This window comes from Echinicola shivajiensis (assembly GCF_018642165.1).
Lineage (GTDB): Bacteria > Bacteroidota > Bacteroidia > Cytophagales > Cyclobacteriaceae > Echinicola > Echinicola shivajiensis.
This window is the reverse complement of record NZ_JAHHZM010000010.1, coordinates 84,781-109,224: the sequence shown is the minus strand read 5'-3', so window position 1 is coordinate 109,224 and position 24,444 is coordinate 84,781. Positions and strand designations below refer to the sequence as shown.

General features: G+C 38.3%; 21 protein-coding genes. 16 read left to right on the top strand and 5 right to left on the bottom strand.

Annotated elements, in window-relative coordinates; genetic code table 11:
* Nucleotides 1–87: 87 nt before the first annotated feature.
* From KMW37_RS16380 to KMW37_RS16370, 3 genes are all read right to left on the bottom strand, one after another.
* The gene (locus tag KMW37_RS16380; RefSeq protein ID WP_215225735.1) at nt 88–450 is read right to left on the bottom strand and encodes a DUF3658 domain-containing protein; all 363 of its coding nucleotides are present in this window, start codon (nt 448–450) and stop codon (nt 88–90) included.
* Between the two features lie 194 nt (nt 451–644).
* Nucleotides 645–893, bottom strand: a complete 249-nt coding sequence (locus KMW37_RS16375) for a DUF1835 domain-containing protein (protein WP_215225734.1) — start codon at nt 891–893, stop codon at nt 645–647.
* A 150-nt stretch (nt 894–1,043) separates the two neighbouring features.
* Entirely contained in the window at nt 1,044–2,690 is a 1,647-nt protein-coding gene (locus KMW37_RS16370; protein WP_215225733.1) for a UxaA family hydrolase, read from the bottom strand.
* A gap of 137 nt (nt 2,691–2,827) precedes the next feature.
* On the opposite strand from KMW37_RS16370, the gene KMW37_RS16365 reads away from it, so the two are divergent.
* From KMW37_RS16365 to KMW37_RS16315, 11 genes are all read left to right on the top strand, one after another.
* The gene (locus tag KMW37_RS16365) at nt 2,828–3,823 is read left to right on the top strand and encodes a sugar kinase (protein ID WP_215225732.1); all 996 of its coding nucleotides are present in this window, start codon (nt 2,828–2,830) and stop codon (nt 3,821–3,823) included.
* Nucleotides 3,824–3,832: 9 nt separating this feature from the next.
* Entirely contained in the window at nt 3,833–4,495 is a 663-nt protein-coding gene (locus KMW37_RS16360; protein ID WP_215225731.1) for a bifunctional 4-hydroxy-2-oxoglutarate aldolase/2-dehydro-3-deoxy-phosphogluconate aldolase, read from the top strand.
* A gap of 10 nt (nt 4,496–4,505) precedes the next feature.
* Nucleotides 4,506–5,510, top strand: a complete 1,005-nt coding sequence (locus KMW37_RS16355; RefSeq protein ID WP_215225730.1) for a TRAP transporter substrate-binding protein — start codon at nt 4,506–4,508, stop codon at nt 5,508–5,510.
* On the top strand, nt 5,503–5,997 hold the full coding sequence (locus tag KMW37_RS16350) for a TRAP transporter small permease (RefSeq protein ID WP_215225729.1): 495 nt from the start codon (nt 5,503–5,505) through the stop codon (nt 5,995–5,997). The genes KMW37_RS16355 and KMW37_RS16350 overlap by 8 nt, the downstream gene beginning before the upstream one ends.
* 2 nt (nt 5,998–5,999) lie before the next feature.
* Nucleotides 6,000–7,295: a TRAP transporter large permease gene (locus KMW37_RS16345; RefSeq protein WP_215225728.1), complete on the top strand. Its 1,296-nt coding sequence runs from the start codon at nt 6,000–6,002 to the stop codon at nt 7,293–7,295.
* A gap of 199 nt (nt 7,296–7,494) precedes the next feature.
* On the top strand, nt 7,495–8,631 hold the full coding sequence (locus KMW37_RS16340; protein ID WP_215225727.1) for a BamA/TamA family outer membrane protein: 1,137 nt from the start codon (nt 7,495–7,497) through the stop codon (nt 8,629–8,631).
* A gap of 146 nt (nt 8,632–8,777) precedes the next feature.
* Nucleotides 8,778–9,239 (top strand): (2Fe-2S)-binding protein, encoded by a 462-nt coding sequence (locus tag KMW37_RS16335; RefSeq protein WP_215225726.1) that lies wholly within the window; start codon nt 8,778–8,780, stop codon nt 9,237–9,239.
* The gene (locus KMW37_RS16330) at nt 9,236–11,368 is read left to right on the top strand and encodes a xanthine dehydrogenase family protein molybdopterin-binding subunit (RefSeq protein ID WP_215225725.1); all 2,133 of its coding nucleotides are present in this window, start codon (nt 9,236–9,238) and stop codon (nt 11,366–11,368) included. The genes KMW37_RS16335 and KMW37_RS16330 overlap by 4 nt, the downstream gene beginning before the upstream one ends.
* A gap of 61 nt (nt 11,369–11,429) precedes the next feature.
* The gene (locus KMW37_RS16325; protein WP_215225724.1) at nt 11,430–12,605 is read left to right on the top strand and encodes a cysteine desulfurase family protein; all 1,176 of its coding nucleotides are present in this window, start codon (nt 11,430–11,432) and stop codon (nt 12,603–12,605) included.
* Nucleotides 12,602–13,726, top strand: coding sequence for an XdhC family protein (locus KMW37_RS16320; RefSeq protein WP_215225723.1), 1,125 nt, complete (start codon nt 12,602–12,604; stop codon nt 13,724–13,726). The genes KMW37_RS16325 and KMW37_RS16320 overlap by 4 nt, the downstream gene beginning before the upstream one ends.
* A 7-nt stretch (nt 13,727–13,733) precedes the next feature.
* Nucleotides 13,734–14,324 (top strand): nucleotidyltransferase family protein, encoded by a 591-nt coding sequence (locus KMW37_RS16315; protein ID WP_215225722.1) that lies wholly within the window; start codon nt 13,734–13,736, stop codon nt 14,322–14,324.
* Nucleotides 14,325–14,506: 182 nt separating this feature from the next.
* Here the strand turns inward: KMW37_RS16315 and KMW37_RS16310 are convergent, their stop codons facing one another.
* Entirely contained in the window at nt 14,507–15,457 is a 951-nt protein-coding gene (locus tag KMW37_RS16310) for an NmrA/HSCARG family protein (protein WP_215225721.1), read from the bottom strand.
* Between the two features lie 219 nt (nt 15,458–15,676).
* Nucleotides 15,677–16,459: a glycerophosphodiester phosphodiesterase gene (locus KMW37_RS16305; RefSeq protein ID WP_246581536.1), complete on the bottom strand. Its 783-nt coding sequence runs from the start codon at nt 16,457–16,459 to the stop codon at nt 15,677–15,679.
* Nucleotides 16,460–16,940: 481 nt separating this feature from the next.
* Between KMW37_RS16305 and KMW37_RS16300 the strand changes: the two genes are divergently transcribed.
* From KMW37_RS16300 to KMW37_RS16280, 5 genes are all read left to right on the top strand, one after another.
* Entirely contained in the window at nt 16,941–17,297 is a 357-nt protein-coding gene (locus tag KMW37_RS16300) for a response regulator (protein WP_215225720.1), read from the top strand.
* Nucleotides 17,298–17,442: 145 nt separating this feature from the next.
* On the top strand, nt 17,443–17,757 hold the full coding sequence (locus KMW37_RS16295) for a DUF6660 family protein (protein WP_215225719.1): 315 nt from the start codon (nt 17,443–17,445) through the stop codon (nt 17,755–17,757).
* A gap of 152 nt (nt 17,758–17,909) precedes the next feature.
* On the top strand, nt 17,910–22,256 hold the full coding sequence (locus KMW37_RS16290) for a CusA/CzcA family heavy metal efflux RND transporter (RefSeq protein WP_215225718.1): 4,347 nt from the start codon (nt 17,910–17,912) through the stop codon (nt 22,254–22,256).
* Nucleotides 22,257–22,260: 4 nt separating this feature from the next.
* Nucleotides 22,261–23,433 carry an efflux RND transporter periplasmic adaptor subunit gene (locus KMW37_RS16285; RefSeq protein WP_215225717.1) on the top strand — a complete coding sequence of 391 codons (1,173 nt, stop codon included), beginning with the start codon at nt 22,261–22,263 and terminating at the stop codon, nt 23,431–23,433.
* Between the two features lie 223 nt (nt 23,434–23,656).
* On the top strand, nt 23,657–24,439 hold the full coding sequence (locus tag KMW37_RS16280; protein WP_394369626.1) for a 3-keto-disaccharide hydrolase: 783 nt from the start codon (nt 23,657–23,659) through the stop codon (nt 24,437–24,439).
* The last annotated feature ends 5 nt before the right edge of the window (nt 24,440–24,444 follow it).

The window sequence follows — 24,444 nt, the reverse complement described above, 5'->3', positions numbered from 1 at the left end:
TCATAGCTTGTCAAATAAAGGATTCAGTTTAATTACGAAATCGATTCCGAGAAAAGTGAAGATCAGAAAACTTTAAAAGGAAATGGCTCATGTGGTTTTTACTGAATAATCCCTCATCATTTCTAAATTACCCTTAAATAATAGCCGCTTATCTTGAACAAGGTGGATCAATCTCCAATTGAGCACAGCATCACTGGCATTAAAATCTATGTCCAATAGTGTAAGGCCGATAATTCGCGCAGCTTTAGTTAATTTGCCAGAACAGTTGTTTAAAAGAAATTGATCAAAAAAATCATCTGCTGTAGATATAATCTTTGCTTCATTATCAAGAGTTCTCAGATTCTTACCCTCTTCGCACAATCTATTCCACAACTCTATCCATCTTATTTTAGCGCTTTCATCAATTTTTTTAAAATACTTAATGATTAAAGGTATCTCCTCTGAATTCATAACTGATAGGCATATCGGCACATATTGGTGACCAAACTTTGATTTAATGGTGATGTATGGAATATTTGTGACATAGATGTTTCTATGAGCTGATAATTCTTTTACTAACCTAGCAGTGGATATTAGATCCAATCCAGTTCTACCACACCAGATATAAATTATTTGGTCTTTCTTAACTTCAGATTTTAAACGTTTTATTTTCTAATATCATCATTCAATGAAGAGGAATGCTTTTTTCTATCCAATTCATTGAAGGTATGCTGGGACAACCACCTCGTTCTTTTATTGATTCCTTGATCTTGGTCAAGCTGGTCAATTGGACCAAATCTTAAGTCATCATCTAAACAAATTATTGTACCAGTGATGGATAGTTTTTCGAAGGCAACTTTCAAACGTGGTATCGATGTAAAGCCAAAAACAAGATATAAACTATTAGGAATCATAAAGTTAAAATTTGTTGACTTATTGATAAATGTATAAAAATAACCTTCTAGGCAAAAATCATTTGATGTCCCCAAGTTATAACTACCATACTAAAAAAGGCGCCAATCGGCGCCTTTTTGTCTACTATCTTATATTTCTCTTCTAGAACCTTACAAAGAAACGCCTCTCTTCCAAGGAATGAAATCATCCTGATTAAGCTTCATCGCCTTCGCCTTTTTATTTCCGCTGGCCACTTCAATGATATGTTCAAGAATTTCCTCACCCATTTCATCGATTGTTTTATCACCGGAAATTACTCCACCAGTATTGATGTCAATGATGTCAGACATCTTTTCTGCAAGAATGTGGTTTGAAGAAACTTTTAAAACAGGTGTCACTGGATTTCCTGTTGGGGTACCAAGTCCTGTGGTAAATAAAATGATATTGGCTCCAGATCCAGCCATGGCAGTAGTACTTTCCACATCATTTCCAGGTGTGCACAATAAATTCAAACCTGGTTTGGTGACAAATTCCGCATAATCCAGAACATCAACAATAGGGGAGGTACCTCCTTTTTTGGCAGCACCGGCTGATTTCATGGCATCTGTGATCAAGCCATCCTTGATATTGCCAGGGCTTGGGTTCATATCAAATCCTGAACCTACTGCTTCTGCTGATGCTGCATAAGCCCGCATCAAGCTGACAAATTTTTCTGCAGACTCATCTGTGGTGCATCTGTTTATTAGTTCTTGTTCAACTCCACATAATTCTGGAAATTCTGAAAGGATGGTTTTTCCTCCCAAGGCTACGACCAAGTCTGATGCGTGTCCTACTGCCGGATTAGCAGAAATACCAGAAAAACCATCCGAACCACCACATTCTAAGCCTACGGTTAATTTACTAAGTGGGGCTGGTTTTCTGGAGATTTTGTCAGCTTCTGTCAAGGCCAAAAATGTTTGCTGTATGGCATTGGTCAACAAGGCACTTTCAGTTCCTTCTTTTTGCTGCTCAAAAAGTAAAACCGGTTTTTGAAGATCAGGATTTATCTTATTCAACTTATCTTTAAGGATTGCTGGTTGAGCATTTTGGCAACCAAGACTAAGAATGGTTGCTCCAGCCACATTAGGGTTATTTATATAGCCGGCTATAAGTGCACAAAGCATATCTGAATCTTGTCTGATCCCCCCGCAACCACCTTGATGGGTCAAAAATTTTATTCCATCAATATTTTTGAAAATCTTGTTCTCTTCGTTTTGCTCTATTGTCTCGACGTTGAGTTCAGCTATTTTTTCCTTATCTCCTTGAGCATAAAGCTCACGCATCTGTTTGACAAAGGCTTTGTATTTGTTAGGCTTCGCAAAGCCCAATTCCTCTACAAAGGCCTCTTTCATGATCTCAATATTCCTGTTTTCACAGAAGACCAAAGGAACTACCAACCAATAATTGGCCGTCCCTACTAGACCATCTGCGCGATGATAGCCCATAAAATTCAACTTACTCCACTTATTAACATCAGGAGCAGTCCATGTCTTAGTTTCTCTCTTTCCTGTAAATTCAGCAGTTTTATGAGCTACATTTTGTGTGGTAAGCACTTCTCCTTCCATAATTGGTGACAGGGCTTTTCCACAGATAATGCCATACATGAAAATATTATCATCAATGTTCAATCGCTCTTCAGCGAATTTATGCTTTGCCTTGACGTCATGACTAAGGGTAATATCTTTTCCCTCAAAGTGTATGTGTTCACCTTTTTTCAAATCTTTTAGGGCAACTAAGACATTGTCCTTAGGATGAATCTTTAAAATTTTATGTGTCATATCTGTATAATTTTGCTATATTGCGCAATCGATTGCGCAATTTATGCAATAAAAAAATTAATCAGAATAAATTCTGCTGTTTTTTTCTAAACAAATTTATTTTGGCTTTAATTCGGGAAATAAAATAGAAGTTATCAATGAAAAAACGGGTGATCACCCTAGGGGAAATCATGATGAGGCTTTCCACACCAGGGCACGAAAGATTTGTTAATTCAAACACATTCAACACAGTATATGGTGGGGCAGAGGCCAATGTAGCGGTCTCTTTAGCTTATTGGGGAATGTCCGCAGCTCATGTTACCGCCTTTCCAAAACACGATTTAGGCAAGGCTGCCACACAGTATTTGAGATTTGCCGGAGTAGACACCTCATATGTATTTTTTGATGAAGGAAGGATGGGATTGTACTTCGTGGAGAATGGAGCCATGCAGCGATCTTCGAAAATTATTTACGACCGTTTTGATTCTGTCTTTGCCAATTTTGATCCCAATAAAATTGATTGGAAAGAAATATTTGAGGGTGCGGATTGGTTCCATTGGACGGGAATCACTCCTGCGATATCTTCCAGTGCTGCCCAAATCTGCTTTGACGCGGTGATAGCAGCCCGCCGATTAGGTGTAAAAATAAGTGGCGATATCAATTACAGAAGAAATTTGTGGCAATATGGAAAAGGTCCTTTGGATATAATGCCAGGACTCATTGATAAAACCGACTTGATCATTGCTGGGCTTACGGATTTTGAAAATTGCATGGATATTCATGAAAACGATTTTGTGACCGCCTGTCAAAAAGCACAGGAAAAATACCCTTCCATCAAGTATGTTTCCACCACTTATAGGGAATCCATTAGTGCTTCCCATAACAAACTTTCGGGCGTTCTATGGAATGGAGAAGATCTTCTGAAGTCAACAACGTATGATATGACCCATATAGTGGACAGAGTAGGTGGCGGTGATGCTTTTATGGCCGGTCTGATTTATGGTTTACTCGGTTCTTCGGATAAAGAAGCCTTAGAGTTTGCTGTGGCTGCATCTGTTTTGAAACATTCCATACCAGGGGATGCGAATTTTGTTTCAGTTGAAGAGGTAGAACAGCTGGTAAGAGGAGAAAATGTAGGAAAATTATTAAGATAATAATCAAATATGAAGTTTAGCAAAAGTGATATTATTGCAGCCATGGAAGAAACAGGGATGATCCCTGTTTTTAACCATAGCGATACTGAAGTTGCAAAAGAAGTAATGGATGCCTCCTACCGAGCAGGCATAAGGGTTTTTGAGTTTACAAACAGAGGTAACAATTCTCTTGAGGTGTTTAAAGATTTAAAAACTCATGCCGATCAATATGAAGGAATGATTTTGGGTATTGGTACCATATTTACTCCTACAGAGGTCGAAGAATTTTTAGAGGCAGGTGCCGATTTCATTGTTTCTCCAGCTTTAATTCCTTCCGTTGCTGTAGTCTGCAACAGACAAGATATATTATGGATACCAGGTTGCGGAACTGTTACTGAAATTTTTAACGCCAAAGAAATGGGAGCACAGGTATTCAAAGCCTTCCCGGGAAATGTCCTTGGTCCATCGTTTGTTTCCGCGGTAAAAGCCGTATTACCCGAAATAAAAATTATGCCTACGGGTGGTGTGGAACCCACCGAAGATAATTTAGGAAAATGGTTCAAAGCAGGTGTTACTTGTGTTGGGATGGGTTCACAGTTATTCAAAAAAGAGTGGATTCAGGACAAGAAATATGATGCCTTGGAAGAGAAAATCAGCCAAGCTCTTTCTGTCATAAAATCCCTTAAATCTTAAACTATTGAGAATGAAATTTTTAAGATCTACAAAAACAATAACCCACTTTAACTTACTGGTTTTTATTATGATAGCTTTGGCTATCTCATGTAAAGGTCCAGGTGGTAAAACAGTAATAAAATTAGGACACGGCTTAGACACTAATCATCCAGTTCACGATGCCATGATATATATGGCGAAAAGAGTTGAGGAAAAGTCTAATGGGCAAATGAAGGTTCATGTTTACCCAAATGCACAGCTTGGCAATGAGCGTGAATTAGTAGAATTACTTCAAATTGGAAGTTTGGGTATGACCAAAGTATCCTCTGCGGTAATGGAAAGTTTTGCCCCCAAAATTCAGGTACTGAGTCAGCCATATTTATTTCGAGATGATCAACACAAAGAAAGGGTGCTCAATGGTGAAATCGGAAAAATGTTGCTTAATGAAGGTACCCAATATTGGTTAAAAGGCCTTTGCTTCTACGACGCTGGATCAAGGAGCTTTTACACCAAAGACAAGCCTGTAAGAAGTCCTGAAGATTTGATTGGAAAGAAAATCAGGGTAATGGAAAGTAATACAGCCATCAATATGGTGAACAGTTTGGGCGGTTCACCCACACCTGTTTCTTGGGGTGAACTTTATACCGCCTTACAGCAAGGTATCGTTGACGGCGCTGAAAACAATCCTCCAAGTGTAGTGAGTTCCAGACACTATGAAATCTGTAAATTCTATTCTATCAATGAGCATACTGCTGTACCTGACATGTTAATTGTCAGCACTAAGGTGTGGGACAGATTAACCAAACAAGAACAGCAATGGTTACAGGAAGCAGCGGATGAATCTGCCACCTATCAATACAAAATTTGGGCAGAATCAGTTGAAGAGTCCATGAAACTGCTGGAAAAAGAAGGGGTGACCATCACCTATCCTGATAAGGAACCATTCAGAAAAGCAGTAGAGCCCCTGTATGAAACCATTAAGCGGGAACAGCCAGAAATGTATGAAATCATTGAAAAAATCAGAAACCATGACTAAACACAGCAGTTCTATTAAGAATGAAATTAACCATCGGGTAGGCTATGTGCTAATGATCATTATGAGCTTAATGGTTATCAATGTGACTTGGCAAGTGCTATCTAGATATATTTTGATGTCTCCGAGCTCTTTCACCGATGAATTGTCCAGGTTTTTATTGATTTGGTTGGGTATGCTTGGATCTGCCTATGTTGCAGGTCATAATGAACATTTGGCCATTGATATCCTCCCAGCTAGGCTGACGGGAAGGGTCAAAAACAATCTATTGATATTTATCCATATTATCATCCTTGCCTTTGCCATACCTGTAATGATCTTTGGTGGAAGCAATTTGGTCTACATCACCTATATACTTGGACAAAAATCGAGCACATTGCAAATTCCTTTGGCCTATGTGTATACGATAATCCCTCTTAGTGGGCTATTGATTACCATTTATCAAATAGCAGATATCAAACTTTTGACCCAACATAAACCAGCCGCATAACCATGGAATATTTAACCATAATAGTTTTAGTATTAAGTTTTATTACCCTTATGGGACTTGGAGTACCAGTTGCCTGGAGCTTAGGTTTTAGTAGCTTATTAACTTTGATGATCACTGTTGCTGCTGTACCTTCCATGACCACTATCGCTCAAAGAATGGGAGCTGGATTAAATAGTTTTTCATTATTAGCCATCCCCTTTTTCATACTGGCTGGGGAAATAATGAATAAAGGAGGGATAGCCAACCGACTAATTAATCTTGCCAAGGCCATCACCGGAAGACTACCAGGTGGCTTATTGTATGTCAATGTAATTGCGGCAATGCTTTTTGGGGCCATAGCCGGTTCTGCGGTGGCGGCAGCCTCTGCTTTAGGGGGAATTCTAGGAAAAAGAATGGATGATGAAGGTTATCCTAAGGAATTGGGTGTTGCGGTTAATGTAACCTCTTCCACCACCGGTTTGATCATTCCACCATCAAACATTCTTATCGTTTATTCCTTGGCTAGTGGTGGTGTTTCCATTGGTGCATTATTCGTTGCTGGTTATATCCCGGGTTTATTTGTAGGACTTTTATTGATGATAACTGCAGCATTCTTTATCAGAAAACACAAATTACCGCAAGGTGAAACAACCACTGTTAGTGAATTTGGAAGTGTATTTCTAAAGGCTGCCCCAAGCTTGACTTTGTTGGTTATAGTTATTGGAGGAATCGTAGTTGGAATTTTCACAGCCACAGAAGCTTCAGCAATTGCTGTCTTATATACATTAGGGCTTTCCTTTATCTATGGAGAATTAAAAGTAAAAGATATACCAGCCATCTTACTTAAATCTTCATCCACAACGGCTGTTGTGGCATTATTGATCGCGACTTCTATGAGTATGTCATGGGTTATGTCGAGTGAAGATATTCCACAATCAATTAGTCAAATCCTACTTTCATTAAGTGATAATAAATACATCATCCTTATTATCATCAACTTAACCTTACTATTTGTTGGGGTATTTATGGACATGACACCAGCAGTATTGATCTTTACGCCAATTTTCTTACCGGTTGTAAGCGAATTGGGTATCGATCCAGTTCATTTTGGGATCATTATGGTACTGAATCTTTGTATTGGACTATGTACTCCTCCAGTCGGCTCAGTACTCTTTATTGGCGTTGGTGTGGCTAAAACATCCATTGCAAAAGTAGTCCGACCATTGCTTCCTTTTTTTGTGGCAATGATCATAGGATTGATCATTATTACTTTATTCCCACAAATGACCTTATGGTTGCCAGGACTATTTGGTCTGTAATCTTGAAGATAGTTAAATTCGAAAGCAGTTCTTTTAGGACTGCTTTTTTTATGTTTCCTTGAAAGTACCACAGCAACATACACTGCTATTTCATTTTTTATCTTGAATATTAATATCTTGTACAAATAGCAGCGATAAATAAACTACTTTGGGTTTAATGTAGTTATTGTTCCTTATGGCAGACTGTTTTCTATAACCAATGAAGAAACTACTTTTACTAACATTCCTGATTTCATGTAATATATACCTTGCCAATGCCCAGGATCAAGGTTTTATTAAAAGGTATATTAATAAAATCATCAATGATACCAGCGATGTAGCTGAACCCCAGTTCCTGCTTTATCCAACTTTGGCTTATTCTCCCGAAACCAGTTGGGAGATTGGTTTCAGCTCCCTATATGTCTATTATGCTAAAAAGGATACGAGCAATAGACTCAGTGAAATTAATGGATTTACATTTTTTACCCTGGAAGGGCAATATGGGATTTGGTTCGATCATGCTAACTATGCAGATAAAGAGGAATGGTTCTTCCTAGGAAGGCTACGATATCAACAATTCCCCCTATATTATTATGGTTTGGGCCCAGATACCAGTAATGATTATTTAGCAATCGTAGATTCAAAACAAGTCCTCATCAAGGAAAGGGTTCTACGAAAATTAAAGAAGGACTTTTATTTTGGTATGGAGCTTGATTTTAACCATTTCGGATCAGTTGAGTTTGAGCCACAGAACTCCGATGAAGTACTTGAGCTACCTGTTGGATATGAAGGGTCCACCAATATTGGCCTGGGAATGGGAGTAGTTTATGACAATAGACACAATGTGCTTAATGTAAGGCGTGGACTGTTCTCAGAACTGGCTTATATCAAGTATGCCCCCTTTTGGAAAGGAAAATATGAATTTGCAACGATTGTTTCAGACAATAGGATATACCGGCCCATTGGAAAAAACAATGTCTTGGCTGCACAACTTTTTGGGCAGTTCAATACTGGAGAAGTTCCTTTCAATATGACCAGTGCCCTAGGAGGAGAGAGCCAAATGAGAGGTTATTATTATGGACGCTATAGGGATAATAACTATATATCAAGTCAAGTGGAATTTAGGTTTTTACCCCTTCCATTAGGATTTACCAAGAGGCTAGGAGCAGCAGCCTTTGCAGGTGCTGGAACCGTATTTCCTGATTTCGACAATTTATACCTTGACAAGATAGTATGGTCAGCTGGTGCTGGTTTGCGCTTTCTTTTGTTTCCCAAAAAAGACATATATACCCGTTTGGATTATGCTTTTGGTCAGGATACAAATGGATTTTATATTTATATAGGAGAGGCATTTTAAAACTGTTCTCTCATTTTCAGCCTCTTGAATAGGATTATTTTTACCATTTGTGGAAATACTAGTTCCATATTACCAATTGTAAAAATCAATCCTTAAATTAATTACTTTATCAAGACTTTTTGATACCCTTAAACCATGATAATAAAATGACCCAATTTAAGCTAAATATTAATGATAAGACCCACGAAGTGGATGTGGATCCTGATATGCCCTTACTTTGGGTGATCCGTGATATTGTTGGATTGACAGGGACAAAATACGGATGTGGAATTGCCCAATGTGGTGCCTGTACCATCCATCTCAATGGCAAGGCGGTAAGATCATGCGTAATTCCCGTTTCTAGCATTAAAGATGATCAAATCACCACTATTGAAGGCCTATCCAAAAATGGTGACCATCCATTGCAACTGGCTTGGGATAAAGAAGATGTTCCACAGTGTGGCTATTGCCAAGCTGGTCAGATTATGGCAGCAGCTGAGTTATTAAAAGAAATCCCGAGGCCTACAAACGATGACATTAATGTTGCAATGACCAATATCTGTAGGTGCGGAACCTATAAACGAATTAAAAAGGCCATTAAAATGGCTGCGGAAGGAGGTAAATCATGAAAAGCACTATGAATTTATCTCGCAGGAATTTTATGAAGGTGAGTGCTGCCTCGGGTGGCGGGTTGATCTTAGGTTTCAACTGGCTTTCGTCCTGTAAAAATCCTACTTCTGAACAAATGGCCGAAATGGTCGATATAAATGCCTTTGTAAAAATTGACACCAATGGAACTGTCACCCTAATGGCTCCCAATCCTGAAATTGGACAAGGTGTTAAAACGGCTCTGCCAATGATTGTTGCGGAAGAATTGGATGTAAAATGGGAAGATGTAAAAATTGAACAGGCAGGGCTTGATACTGAAAAATATAATCGGCAAGTAGCTGGAGGAAGCGGCTCTGTAAGATCAAGCTGGGATGCATTCAGAAGCGCCGGAGCTACAGCAAAATTGATGTTGATCAATGCTGCAGCTGAAATTTGGGGAGCCACACCAAGTAACTGTTATGCTTCAGAAGGAGCCGTTTTTCTCAAAGATGGTAACAAGTCTCTAAGCTATGGAAAATTGGTAGAAAAGGCTGCAAGCATGACTGTTCCTGTGACTGCTCCTTTAAAGGACATTTCTGAATTCAAATTGCTTGGAAAAAGAATTAAAAACGTCGACAATAAGGATATAGTAAGCGGATCACTAAAATATGGCATTGACACCAAAAAGGAAGGCATGTTCTATGCCGTTATTGCCAGGCCTCCTGCATTTGGACAGGAATTGATTTCCTATGAAGACCAAGATGCCCTAAAAGTAAATGGCGTACATCAGGTCCTTAGTTATGACCATAAGGTTGTGGTATTGGCCAATAATACTTGGTCCGCAATGAAAGGGAAAAAAGCACTTAAAATAACATGGTCTGACCCAAATGATCTGGAAAGCACGGATGAAATCAAAGTCAAATTATTTTCAGCGCTTAATTCCAAAAATAACGCTACAGCAAAAAGAAAGGATGGAAATATCAAAAAAGCCTTTGCTAATGCGCACCAAGTGGTAAAAATGGATTTTGATGCTCCCTTTATAGCTCATAATACCATGGAACCTATGAACTTCTTTGCAGATGTAAAGGAAAACAGCGCTGAACTCTATGGCCCCATCCAAACTCCTGAGGGAACCAGAAAAAAGGTGGCCAAGCTAATAGAAATTCCTGAGGAAAAAATCAGTTTAGGTCTGACTAGGATGGGAGGTGGATTTGGACGAAGGTTGATGTCCGATTTTGTGGAAGAGGCAGCCATGGTCTCTAAACTAGCCAAGGCTCCGGTAAATGTTATTTGGTCCCGAGAGGATGATATGGGAGGAGGTTTCTATAGGCCCATGGCTAAATACCAATACCGAGCCGCATTGGATAAAAATGGTGAAATAATAGGCTGGCATCATAATTCTGCCGGAATTGCAGGAAATCTTTCAAGACAGGATAATTTTCCAGCTGGTGCAGTACCGAATTTCCAGGTGGATACTCAAAGATATGATTCACCGGTAAGTACGGGACCTTGGAGAGCTCCCAATCACAATTTCATAGCCTTTACTGAAGAATCCTTTATCGATGAAATTGCCCATAAAACTGGTAAAGATCCTTTAGCATTTAGGCTTCACTTACTTGAGAAAGCCAAATCCAATCCCATAGGAAACGTTGCTTATGATGTAGACAGATATGCGGCAGTCTTAAAGAAAGTGGCCGATATGGCTGGCTGGGGAAAAGAAAAACCTGAAGGAGTTTATCAGGGAATTGGAGCTCATTTTTCCTTTGGCTCGTATGTAGCAGAGATCGTCGAATTGGAAGAATTACCTGATCAAAAACTAAAAATCAATAAGGTTTATTGTGCTGTTGACTGTGGGATAATTATTAATAAAAGTGGTGCCGAAACTCAAATTGAAGGTGGAATTATTGATGGCCTAGGACATGCCATGTTTGCTGAAATAACCTTGACCAATGGTCAGGCTAACCAGAAAAATTTTGATGCATACAGAATGATCAAAATGAAGGACATCCCAGAAATTGAGGTGCATTTTATCGAAAGCAATGAAAATCCCATGGGACTCGGTGAGCCAGGCCTACCACCTGCTGGCGCAGCATTAGCAAATGCCATATATTCAGCAACCAAGGTTCGACTAACCGCTCAGCCATTTAATAAAAGTGCCTTTTTCATTTAGTTTATGACTAAACAAAACCACTTCAAACCCACTTTGAATTAATGCTAGCTAATTATTTACTATGAAGCGGCCGATTTATTTAGATTATTGCTCCACCACACCTTGCGACCCAAAGGTAGTAGAGGCCATGTTGCCCTATTTCTCTGAATTTTCTGGAAATGCGTCCAGTACTGATCACTATTATGCTTGGCTAAATAAAGAGGCTGTTGAACGATCTAAAGAGCAAATTGCCGATTTATTAACTAGTCATCCCAACGATATTTTCTATACAAGTGGAGCAACAGAATCTATTAATTGGGCGATTAAGGGGCTGGCTGAAATGGCTCCAAATAATAAAAAACATTTTATTACCAGTCAAGTTGAACATAGCGCCGTTTTAGAGACATTCAGATACTTGGAAAAAGAGGGCTTTCAAGTAAGTTACCTTCCAGTTGATAAGTATGGGCAGATAAATTTAGATTTATTGAAATCAACAATTAAACAGGAGACCCTAGCTATATGCTGCATGTACGCCAATAATGAGTTGGGAACAATATACCCTATTAAAGAAATGGCTGAAATAGCAAAAGAGCATGACCTCTATTTCGTTTCAGATGCTACTCAGGCTGTCGGAAAAATTCCAATTGACCTGTCTTCATCAAATATTGATTTACTTGCCTTTTCATCCCATAAAATCTATGGACCGAAAGGAATAGGGGGACTGATAATTAATAATTCTTCCTTAAAAAAAGTTTTTCCTTCAATGATCCATGGCGGAAAACAAGAGGGGGCCAAAAGAGCAGGAACTATCAATGTCCCTGCGGCAGTTGGTTTTGGGATGGCTGCCGAATTATGCAAAGAAGAACTGTCAAGTAATAGCAAAACACTTAAGCAATACAGGGACAAAATTGAAAGTGCTTTACTAACTCTCCCCGGAACCAGGATCAACGGAAGTTTATCTACTAGACTAAGCCATATTAGCAATATTACATTTAAGAATATAGAGGCTGAAACATTGCTTTTGACCATGTCGAAAACCTTGGCTATAAGTAGGGGAAGTGCCTGTTCATCAATTGTCCAAAAGCCCTCACATGTACTAAAGGCGATAGGTTTAGACGATGAAAATGCTTTAAATTCTATTAGGATTAGTCTTGGTAGGTTCGTAGGGAAAGAAGAAATAGATATAGCCATAAATACGATAACAAAGGTTGTTTTAAAGTTGCAAGAAAGTATGAAAATTTCTAGCACATACTCATGAAAGAAATCATATCTATCATTGACGCATATGAAACTGCCCAGAAAAAAGGAGAGGCTACCGCTCTTGCTACTGTCGTAAAAGTCGAAGGTTCATCTTATAGAGGAGCAGGAGCTAGGATGCTAATCACTGAAAAAGGCCAACTAAGCGGAGCCATTAGTGGGGGTTGTCTGGAAGGCGATGCATTAAGACGTGCCTTGATGGTCATTATACAAAATAAGCCCTTGCTGGTCAAGTACGATACTTCAGAAGAAAATGGAGATGTATTTGGGGTAGGCCTGGGCTGTGAAGGGATTATTTACGTCTTAATTGAGCCAATTGATAATAAGCAGATTTTAAATCCTGTTTACTTTTTGAAACAATGCCTGAAAAAGCGCAGTCCTAATATTTTGGTCAGTCTGTTCTCAAAAAGCAACAAAAAATCAAGCAAGCAGGGAACCTATACCCTAATACGAATGGGACAAGCCCTTGGAATCAATAATGAAATCAATTGGGCAGATTTTGAAACCGAAATAAGTGAAATATTTTCTACAAAAACCTCTTTATTCAAAAGCTTCAAATTAGAGAATGAAGCTTTTGAAATTTTTTTTGAATATATCGCCCCCAGAACCAGACTAGTGATTGCTGGAGCTGGAAATGATGTGATTCCTTTGGTGGAAGCTGGAGAAATTTTGGGTTGGGAAATGGTATTATTGGACGGAAGACCCAGCCACGCCAATAAACAAAGATTCCCAACATGTCAGCTGTTGATTGGACAAGCAGGAAAAGTCCTTAAAGAAGTAAATCTAGATGAGTATACTGCCCTGTTATTGATGACCCATAATTACAATTATGACAAAGAAATAGTAAAATGGGCACTGGACAAGGAAATCAAATATATAGGAATGTTGGGGCCAAAAAAGAAATGGGCCATGATGAAGGAAGAGATAATTGCAGAAGGATTCGATCTCTTGCAAATTGAGATGCATAGCCCAATGGGGCTGGATATAGGAGCAGAGAGCTCTGAGGAAATAGCTCTATCTGTCTTGGCTGAGATAAAAGCAGTTTTTGCAGATAGTAAAGGGGGATCCCTATTCAAACAAGAAGGCCGAATACATCCTGATCGATTCTATCATTATAAGTAATACCCCGATGAACGTGGAAACTGATTTTAGCATCATGATATTGGCTGCTGGCAAATCTTCCAGATTGGGCCAAGCGAAGCAACTTTTGAAATACAAGGGAAAAAGTTTATTACAGAATACTATTGAAGCATGCACTGCTTTAGGGGCAAATGATACAGTTGTGATCCTGGGGGCAAACTCAGAGCTAATTGAGGAAAAATTAGATTTAAGCAATGTGATAGTCCTGAAAAATGAAGAATATGAAAGGGGCCTTGCATCGTCAATTACAAAGGGAGTACAATACTTGAGAGAAAAGACAAGTGCCATTTTAATTTTGGTCTGTGATCAAGCCCATATAAATTCAAATCAATTGAAAGGCATAATAAAGGCTTGGAAAAATAATCCAAGCAAAATCATCTGTAGCACTTATGTTGGAACTCTTGGCGTCCCGGCAATTTTCCCAAGCGACTTTTTTGAAGATCTTACGCAACTAAAGCAAGATAAGGGGGCAAAGAGCCTTCTAATAAATTACCAAGATAAATTAATTTCTCTCCCGTTTGAAGGTGGCGAAGTCGACATTGATACAGAACAGGACTATAATGATTTATTGCCCCACTAGGTGAAATTCAGTTTTTGTTTTTCCCTAAGTCACCCGAGGAGAAGCTAATAGCACAAAGACCTGATATCAATTTATTCACTCTACGATCTTCATTTCTCAGCCTTTACCCACTTCATGTGGGATTTATTGTTGTGGATTAAAAAACAAGGCCAAACTTTGATTGAAATTTGGCCTTGTTTGCTTCAGTCCATCGGTACTTTATTTCCATACTGCTTGAGCCAATCATCAAAACTTTTCAACTCAGGATTAAGTTCTTTCGAAAGCGCTACATCCCTATGACGATTACAAACTTCTTCAAAATCCCTATAAAACTGAAACATATTTCCCAGATCATCAGCGCCAGGAAAATCAAAACTCCTGTAAGTTTCTGGGCTGACATTATTAAAAATAACCTCTTTGCCAAGGTGTTTGGTGAACGCTGCAGCCATTTCTGCTCCAGATAGTTTCTCTCCAGCGACTCCAACAGTTTCTCCTACCATAGACTTACCTTTTTTGAAAATTCCATAGGCACATTTTCCAATATCCTCAGCAGCTATTCCGGCCATCTTTTTATCATCAATAGGAAATGTCAAATAGTATTTACCATCTTCTCCTTTTTGAGGGCCACTACCAAAATAGATGAAATTGTCCCAGTAGAATGAAGCCATTAGAAAAGTAGTGGGAACACCTAGGTCCTTGAAGAGATGATTGGCTTCACCTTTCATATCAAAATGTGGTACTTTATATTTCCCTTGTAATGTAGGCATGCGGTCATCATTCAACGGGACATACTTTCTGGTGTCTTCCAAAGTTGACCAAATCACATGTTCTAAACCGCATTCCTTAGCTGCCTCAGCCATATTCTTGGCATGTAAAAACTCTTTCTCTGGAGAATAATGATCCCAAAAAAAAGTGACCAAATAAGCACCATAAGCACCGTTCATTACTCCAACTATACTAGCCCTGTCATCTACATCTGCCTCAACCACTTCAGCTCCAAGATCACTCAGTGCTTTGGCCTTATCTGAGTTTTTGTTCCTAGTTACTGCCCGAACTGCAAATTCACTGTTAGGGTCGTTGAGGATGGCTCTTGCAAGTCCACCACCTTGGGCACCCGTGGCCCCCATAATTGTAATGATTTTTTTATCAGACATAGTATGGAATATTTTAAATGATGAATTAAGAAAGTCCCAGAATAAAATCTTAAAGGGAGTGGCAATCAGGCTAGGAGTTAGTTTAGATTTGTACCTTTTAATTTACAAATTTTAATCCGTTTATGCCTTAATACGCTGTATGGATTTCATTATACCCCTCTCATATTCTATAATTTATACCCCAAATAAAGTCAAGAAGCAATTGTATGATCGAGGAGGCTATTCTTTGATCAATTCCATTAGTTTTTCTGGTTCATCTGTTGTTATAAAATCAACTTTTTTCTCTAATAGCCAATGCATATCCTCTTCCTTATTTACCGTCCATGCATTCACAGTTAATCCAAGATCATGAGCCTCTTTTATCCATTCTGGATTATTCTTTAAAACCTTTATATTATAATCAAACCCAAAAAAACCAGCATCTGAAAGTACTGCAGGGCTCTTATCACCTTTTAGATAGGCAACCCTTGCTTTTGAATCAAGTTCAATGATTTTTAATCCTGCTTCATAGCTAAAAGTGATATAATCAACCCACTCCTCTGCATTAAGGGCCTTAACAGTATTTAGGGATTTTTCTGCCAAAAATTCACTTCTTTCGACACCAAGCTTCGATGGCTTTATTTCAAAAATTAACTTGGTACCTGTCTGCTTCATTCCTGCCAACAGGTATTCTTCCACAGTTGGCAGCTTTTCCCCGTTGGAATGTCTTCCATCCAAAAGTTCACTGTAGTTATATTGTTCTATTTCCATTCCCTCAAAATCAGCATCATGGTTGACTACCAATACACTATCTTTAGTCATCCACACATCAAATTCAGAACCTTCACAACCAAGTGCAATGGCTTTTTCCAAAGAAGCTATAGAATTTTGTGGTAAATCACTCATTTTCCAAGCTCCACGATGGGCAATCACTTTATTGGAAATAAAAGTTTTCGGCTTACAAGAACCTAAAAACATGAGCATAATCAATAGTAGTAACAAAATATTGTGTTTGAACATCATATATATAATTATTTTAAATAAATAAATTTTTAAACTATTCTACGAAAAAACAGTTAAATATCGGATTAAATTAAAAAATAATAAACATCAACTAGTACAAAATAAATATTCGTTTTTAAAAGAAATTCTACATATATATTCTGACATTACTTCAACCGTAACGGTTAACATCTACCACTGTAAAAATGGTGAAATTTCTATATTTAATGATATTTAATGATGTAAAAAAATCCTTAATATTTATTTTTCGAAATACGTTTCTATATTTACTTTTAGCAAAACGTTAATCATTGACCAATAGGAGACGCTTATTGGATACATGAAAATGAGATTTGAATGTCCCTTTTATATATAATATCAGAAATATAAATATTGCTTTTTCATCTTTTCACTCCCTAGGCTTTTTGGTACCCCACACCACTTTTGATTTCTAGATTATAAATAGATAGGACTGATAGTATCACCCTAAACTTAGTCACCCATGTCTAAAATTTTAATAGTTGAAAAGGATAAAAACTTTTCAAGTAACATTTGTGAAATTTTGGAACTATATGAATACAAAACAGAGCAATGTTACGAAACACAAAATATAGAAGAACAGATCAGGAAATCTGATCCCAATTTATTAATCCTGTCAATATCAATTGACTATGATCAATCAGGAATTGAAATTATGCAAAGGTTACTTCCTGACCATAATCTTCCAGTTGTAATCATAAGTGATAATTACTTAAAAGAACTATTTAATGGTCAATTAAAGGAAATTAAAAATTCCATTATCATTAATAAACCCTTCACGGCAAAAGAATTATTAGCAGCTGTAAAATCACTAATTTAACCATAAGCTGAAGGAAAACATTAGTTAATTTCTATATCATAGCATTCAACACCAAACCTAGCGCAATGATATTGCATATGTGGATTAATTAACTTTTGCAAACCTATTGCATGGGTTAAATGGATATCTTTGTTCTATGAAATGGATGGAAATCATATTAAGGTATTATTTATTTGCCCTAATGCTATTCCCTTGTGGGGATGAACAGGTTCAAATAGATACGGATTCTACCGATACGATTTTCCTAGCACAAGATGAGGGGCACCAAAACCATAGTGATCATGATGACTGTTCACCACTTTGCGTGTGCCATTGTTGCCACCTGCATTATGTTATACATGATCAAGCTGAAATCAATTTCATCAAGCCATATTCTATTTTTAATAAGGTCTATGTATCAGATATTCCTGAAGACCAGGTAAAAGATTTTTTAAAGCCGCCCAAACCCATTATTTCTTAAAACATTGGCTCTTTATTTATCAAAGGAGTCAAAACCATTCTATTTTATTTAAATCAATTCCTGAATCAATATCTCTTTCAGGAGATATAGATATATGCCATGGCACAGGCAATATGTGATCATAGAAGGAAGGAATTACAATCCAATTATATATGATTAATCAGCTTATAGATTTTTCTATAAAGAATAAGCTTATTATATCACTGTTTACTATTGCACTTATTATTACAGGTATATGGGCTGTCAGACAAATTCCAATTGACGCGGTTCCCGATATAACCAATAATCAAGTCCAATTAATCACCCAAGCACCAAATTTGGGAACAGAAGATATAGAGCAATTCATTACCTATCCAGTAGAGTTAGCGATGGCCAACTTACCTGGGGTAGAAGAAGTCCGATCCGTTTCAAGATTTGGACTTTCATTGGTAACCATTGTATTTGATGATAATATGGATACTTATCTGCCTCGACAACTTGTGGCAGAAAAACTCAATGTGGTTAGAGATGAAATACCGGCCGGTTTTGGAGCGCCAATGATTGGCCCAATTTCCACCGGCCTTGGTGAAATCTATCAATACACCTTAGAAATTGATCCTGCATATAAAGACTCCTATACAGTCACGGATCTTAGAACCATTCAGGATTGGATCATCAGGAGACAGATGGCGATGGTTCCTGGAGTAGTAGAAGTAAATGCTTTTGGTGGAAAAATCAAACAATATGAAGTAGCCGTTGCTCCTGATGAATTAAGAGCTATTGGTATCAGCATATTGGATATTTATGAGGCCTTGCAAAAGAACAACCAAAATACCGGTGGAGCCTATATAGAGAGAAGTCATCAAGCCAATTTCATTAGAGGCGAGGGTTTGGTTAGAAACCTCAATGAAATAAGGAATATCACTATCAGCAACGAAGAAGGATTACCTATCAAGATCAAAGATGTTGCAGACGTTAGGTATGGACATGCCGTGCGTTATGGTGCCTTTACCAAAAATGGAGCCGGCGAAGCCGTAGGTGGAATGATCTTAATGCTCAAGGGAGCTAATTCAGATAAAGTGATCTCTGATGTCAAATCTAGAATTGAACAAATCCAAGAATCACTACCTGATGGAATTAATATCAAACCCTTTCTGGACCGTAGTAAGCTAGTTGATAAAACCACCAGTACTGTTAAGACTAATCTTTTGGAAGGAGGCTTGATAGTAATTTTTGTCTTGGTATTGTTACTGGGCAATTGGCGGGGAGGATTGATTGTTGCTTCAACCATCCCTCTAAGTTTATTGTTTGCTTTTATCCTAATGAAGGTTTTTGGAGTTTGGGCCAATTTAATGAGTCTAGGAGCTATAGACTTTGGGATAATAGTAGATGGCGCTGTCATCATAGTAGAGAGCACTGTATTCTTATTGTACAGTAAAATTAAGCAAGGTAAAGAACTTAATGCTGATCTAAAGGATAAGGTCGCTAGCACAGCTTCCAAAAGAATGATGAATTCAGCATTTTTTGGACAATTGATCATCTTGATTGTTTTCCTTCCCATTCTTGCTTTGGAAGGTGTGGAAGGTAAAATGTTCAAGCCAATGGCCCTCACTTTCATTTTTGCTATGATTGGGGCCATGTTACTGTGCTTAACCTATGTTCCCATGATCTCTTCGGTATTTATAAAAGCCAGTAAAAATCCAAACTCAAAAAGCTGGGGAGACAAAATCGTATTGGCTGTAGAAAATGCTTATTTACCTTTATTACAGTGGTCACTAAAAAGAACTAAATGGGTAATAGGAATTTCCTTGTTCTTGTTTTCAATGGCCATCTATTCGTTCACAAAAATGGGTGGTGAATTTATTCCCCAACTGGATGAGGGTGACATTGCCTTTCATATCATGTTGCAGCCGGGAAGCGCCCTTTCCGAATCATTGGAAACTTCCACTAAAATCGAACGGATCATATTAGACAACTTTCCGGAAGTGGAACAGGTAATGAGCCGTTTTGGGGTCGCCGATGTCCCTACCGATCCCATGCCCATGGATATCGCGGATTGTTTTATCATTCTCAAGCCAAAATCCGAATGGGTTTCTGCAGATACTAAAGAGGAACTGATCAATAAAATAAAGGAAAAGATCAGCGTAGTCCCTGGTGTGAATTATGAGTTTACCCAACCCATAGAGATGAGATTCAATGAATTGCTCACGGGGGTAAGAGAAGATATTGCCATAAAACTCTTTGGTGATGATCTTGACGTATTGGCGCAAAAGGCACAAGAAATTGGCAGCTTGGTCAATGGAATTGAAGGCGTCGCTGATTATAGGGTAGAGGCAACAACCGGCCTACCTCAAATGACAGTTGATTATGAAAGAGATAAATTGGCCCAATATGATTTGAATGTTGAGGATATCAATGCTGTAATTCAGACTGCATTTGCGGGTAAAAAGGCAGGGGTGATTTTTGAAGGGGAGAAAAGGTTTGATTTGGTTCTGCGTTTGGACACCCTTTACAGAACCCAAATCAATGATGTAAAAAACCTTTATGTTAATACACAAAATGGTTCCCAAATACCGCTGAAGGAAATCGCTGAAGTAAGCTATCAGCCCGGTCCAATGCAAATCAGCAGGGATAACACCAATCGAAGAACCTATGTAGGCATCAATGTAAGGGGACGTGATATCAAATCCCTGGTAAAGGAAATTCAGGAAAAACTAAAAGCCGAATTAAACTTGCCTCCAGGATATTATATCCGTTATGGCGGAGCATTTGAAAACTTTGAACGTGCTACATCCAGGTTGGTCATGGTAGTGCCAGTTGCTTTGGCCTCCATCTTTATCCTCATATTCTTTGCCTTGGGGTCTATCAAACAATCTTTAATGATTTTCATAGCCATTCCTATGGCCTCCATTGGAGGTGTCTTTTCTCTTTGGTTAAGGGATATGCCCTTCAGTATTTCGGCAGGGGTCGGTTTTATAGTGCTTTTTGGCGTGGCCGTCTTGAATGGCCTGGTACTGATTAATGGACTCAATGAACTAAAAATGGAAGAAAAGTTAAACTTAAACGATAGGATACAGCAAGGAACAAAAAGAAGGATTCGACCTATTTTATTGACAGCCCTAACTGACATCCTTGGCTTCTTCCCCATGGCCCTTTCTGCAACTGCAGGTGCCGAGGTTCAAAGGCCACTGGCAACTGTGGTCATTGGAGGATTGATTAGTAGCACATTGCTGACTTTATTTGTGCTTCCAGTATTATACCAATGGGTAGAGAAGAAAAGCATCACAACAGCCTTCCCCAAATTAGGAACTGCTCTTCTATTACTCGGACTTATTATTGGCACTCAAACAGCAAATGCACAAAGCCAAGACAACTTACCAAGCCTTAGCCTAAATGAAGCCTTGGAAATGGCCAAAACCAATTATCCATTGATCAGTAAAGCTCAAATGGAAATTGATAAACAAGAGGCCATGAAGAAAAGTGCTTGGGATATGGGAAATACACAGGTATTTACTGGTGGTGAGGAATTGTTTGAGGGAGAAGGGATCTATACGAGGATTGGAGTGATGCAGCAGCAAATAGATCTATTCGGGGTACCTTCAAAGATAAAATACCAGAAACAAAAAGTGGTTCTTGCTGAAGCTGCAAAAAACCTATCTGAACTGGAGTTAAACCGTGAAGTCAGTAAAGCCTTTGCCAATTTATATATTGCTAAAAGGAAATTGTTGCTCTATTCTCATCTGGATACACTCTTTCAGGAATTCAGTAGGGCCGCTAAAATTAGATGGGAAATTGAAGCTACTAGCAAACTAGAATGGTTAACGGCCCAGAACAAGTCCAAACAGATTAGTATTCAAAAGCAACAAGCCTTCCACGACCATAATATTGCCGAACAAAAGTTCAATTTGTGGTTAGTAAGTGATCAACAATATACCATAAACGTGGGAGATGAATCAAAGCTCTTGGAGGAATTTTCAGGTATTGATCCAAATCTTGAACAGCATCCAAGTATCATGCTTTCCTCTGAGGAAAATGAATTGGCAAACAGGGCACTGAAAAAAGCTAAAGCCGCTTACTTGCCCACCATTAGTGGACAATATGGATGGCAAAGCGTCAATGGAAACACAGGATACCGTGCCTTTCAAATAGGCTTGAACATTCCCTTGGCCTTTAATGTCAACCAAGCTAAAGTTCAAAGTGCCAAAATCAATGTGGAACAGTCGAATAAAGATTACCAAGAGCAGCTAATCAAAATCAATACCGCTTATTCAAACAGCTTGGAATCAATGATAAAGTGGAAAACCTCATATGAATATTATCAGGAAGAGGCTTTACCCTTGGCAAAAGAACAGGAAAAGGGAGCTCAGCTGGCCTATAAGGAAGGAGCCATTGATTATGTAACCTTCTTAGAGAATATCAATACTGTCATGGATATCAGGATAGGGGCATTGGAAACTTTGGAAAAATACCTGATAAGCAGGGTAAACATGTCCTATTTTGAAACCCCAATAAATTATTAAGACCATGAATTTTAACCATATATATAGTTTAATAATAATCGTCGCCTTAAGCGCGTGCAGTTCAGGGACCATAGAGAATGTTGAATCTAATTCAAACAGCCATACTGAACATGAAAATGATAAAGGAGTCCATTTATCTTCTGAGCAAGTAAAGGCCTTGGGAATCGAAATAGACAGCATTCCAAAGAGGATCATAAGTGGGGTGGTAGAAGCAAATGGTGTGTTAGAGGTTCCACCACAGAACGAAGCCAATATAACAGCTATCATAGGAGCCAATATCAATAATATTAAGGTTATAGAAGGTGATAAAGTCAATAATGGGCAAGTGCTGGCCTATGTAAGTCACCCAGAGTTAATTCAGCTTCAAATTGATTACCAACAAAAATGGAATGAATTAAAGTTTATGAACCAAGAGTTTGAAAGGCAACGAGTGCTTTATGAAAACGAAGTTGGATCAGGAAAGGACTTTCAAAGAATTAAGGCCAATTTAGCTGGGCTCAATGGAAGCGTAAAAGGAATGGAAAGCCAATTGAATTTGCTGGGCATCTCACCTAAAATGGTTCAAGAAGGGGAAATCCTCCAAAATATCCCAATCAAAAGTCCCATTTCAGGCTATATCAAAAAAGTGAATGTAAAGACTGGACAATATGTGTCTCCCCAGTTCACTATGTTCGAAGTGGTCAATATAGAACATATCCATGCTGATTTAATGGTATTCGAAAAGGATATTTATAAAGTCAAGGAAGGGCAAAAGGTGAGATTCAAGGTACAAACACTTCCTGAAGATGAGCTGTATGCAGAGGTATATGCTGTTGGAAAATCCTTTGAAGAGAAGCCCAAAGCAGTGCATATTCATGCAGAAATAGAAAACAAAAAGGGATTGCTGATTCCAGGCATGTATGTGCGAGGACAGGTTATCACGGAAGGGATACTAGAATATGCAGTAAAGGAAAGTGCCATTGCCAAATCTGGTGAAAAGAACTATTTGTTCACTGCAAATCAAACTGGTGACGAATGGAATTTTGAGCCCATAGAAGTTTTGGTTACAGAAAGTAATGAAGACTGGAAAGCCATTCAGTTCCTAAACCCAGATGACAGGAACAAGAAATTTGTCATGAACCAGGCTTATTATATTATGGCTGAAATGAATAAAGGTGAAGGTGGACATGAGCATTAAGATTACACAGAAGATCAGATTTTTTTTAGAAAACAGGAGCTAGATTAATTTCTGCTAATACTTTAATGCTAGATCAGTAATGGGGATTGTTTCAGCATGGTGTCAAATAAATATCATCGCTAGAGACATTCCCCCATTACCTCTTATAAAAAAGCTGTATGTTTTATGCTAAATTGATTTATGTGTTTTATATATTTAAAAGTATAAAGTTAAGTAAATCAAAATGAATCTATCCAAAGCAACCTTTTATCAATTCTCCTATATCATTCTTTTATTATTCACTGTGAAAACCAGTATGGCCCAAATAGGAGTAGGGGCGGAAAAACCACAAAGCGCCAAATGGCTATTTGATGGCACTCGGGAAATGCTTGATGACAAATGGACATACTGGGAAGGACCTCGGTTGAAAGCAACCTTACCTATCAAATGGCAGCTATCAAACGATCCTCTTCATAGTGGAATGGCATTAAACACCTATGACGAAAGCGCAGCTAATGGACTTTATGGTGCTGCCGATATTGTAACCAAAGAGAAGTTCAGGGATTTTAGATTGCACATCGAATTTCTTATTCCTCATGAAGGAGGCAATAGTGGGGTTTATTTGCAAAACCGGTATGAGATTCAGGTTTTGGATGGAGATACTACCAGTCATGGCATGGCAGCGATTATCAATGAAAAGGCGGCTCCTTACCATATCTACAATGGTTTGGGAAAATGGAATGCATATGATATCCAATTTCGCGCAGCACGTTTTGACAAGCAAGGAAAACTAATCGAAAGGCCTCTTGTTACTATATATTTCAACGGAGTGAAAATCCATGAAAATGAGCACATACAACAAGTCTGGGGTGGACCAAATTCAGGTTTGGATGGAGGCAATGATGGTGGAAAGGGCATAACAGATCGTCCTGGAGGCTTAAAACTACAATCTGAAGGTCATGAAGTGCTATATCGAAACATCTGGATTGAAAATTTAGATATAAAAAATTCCGATACTAATTTCTAGTAAAG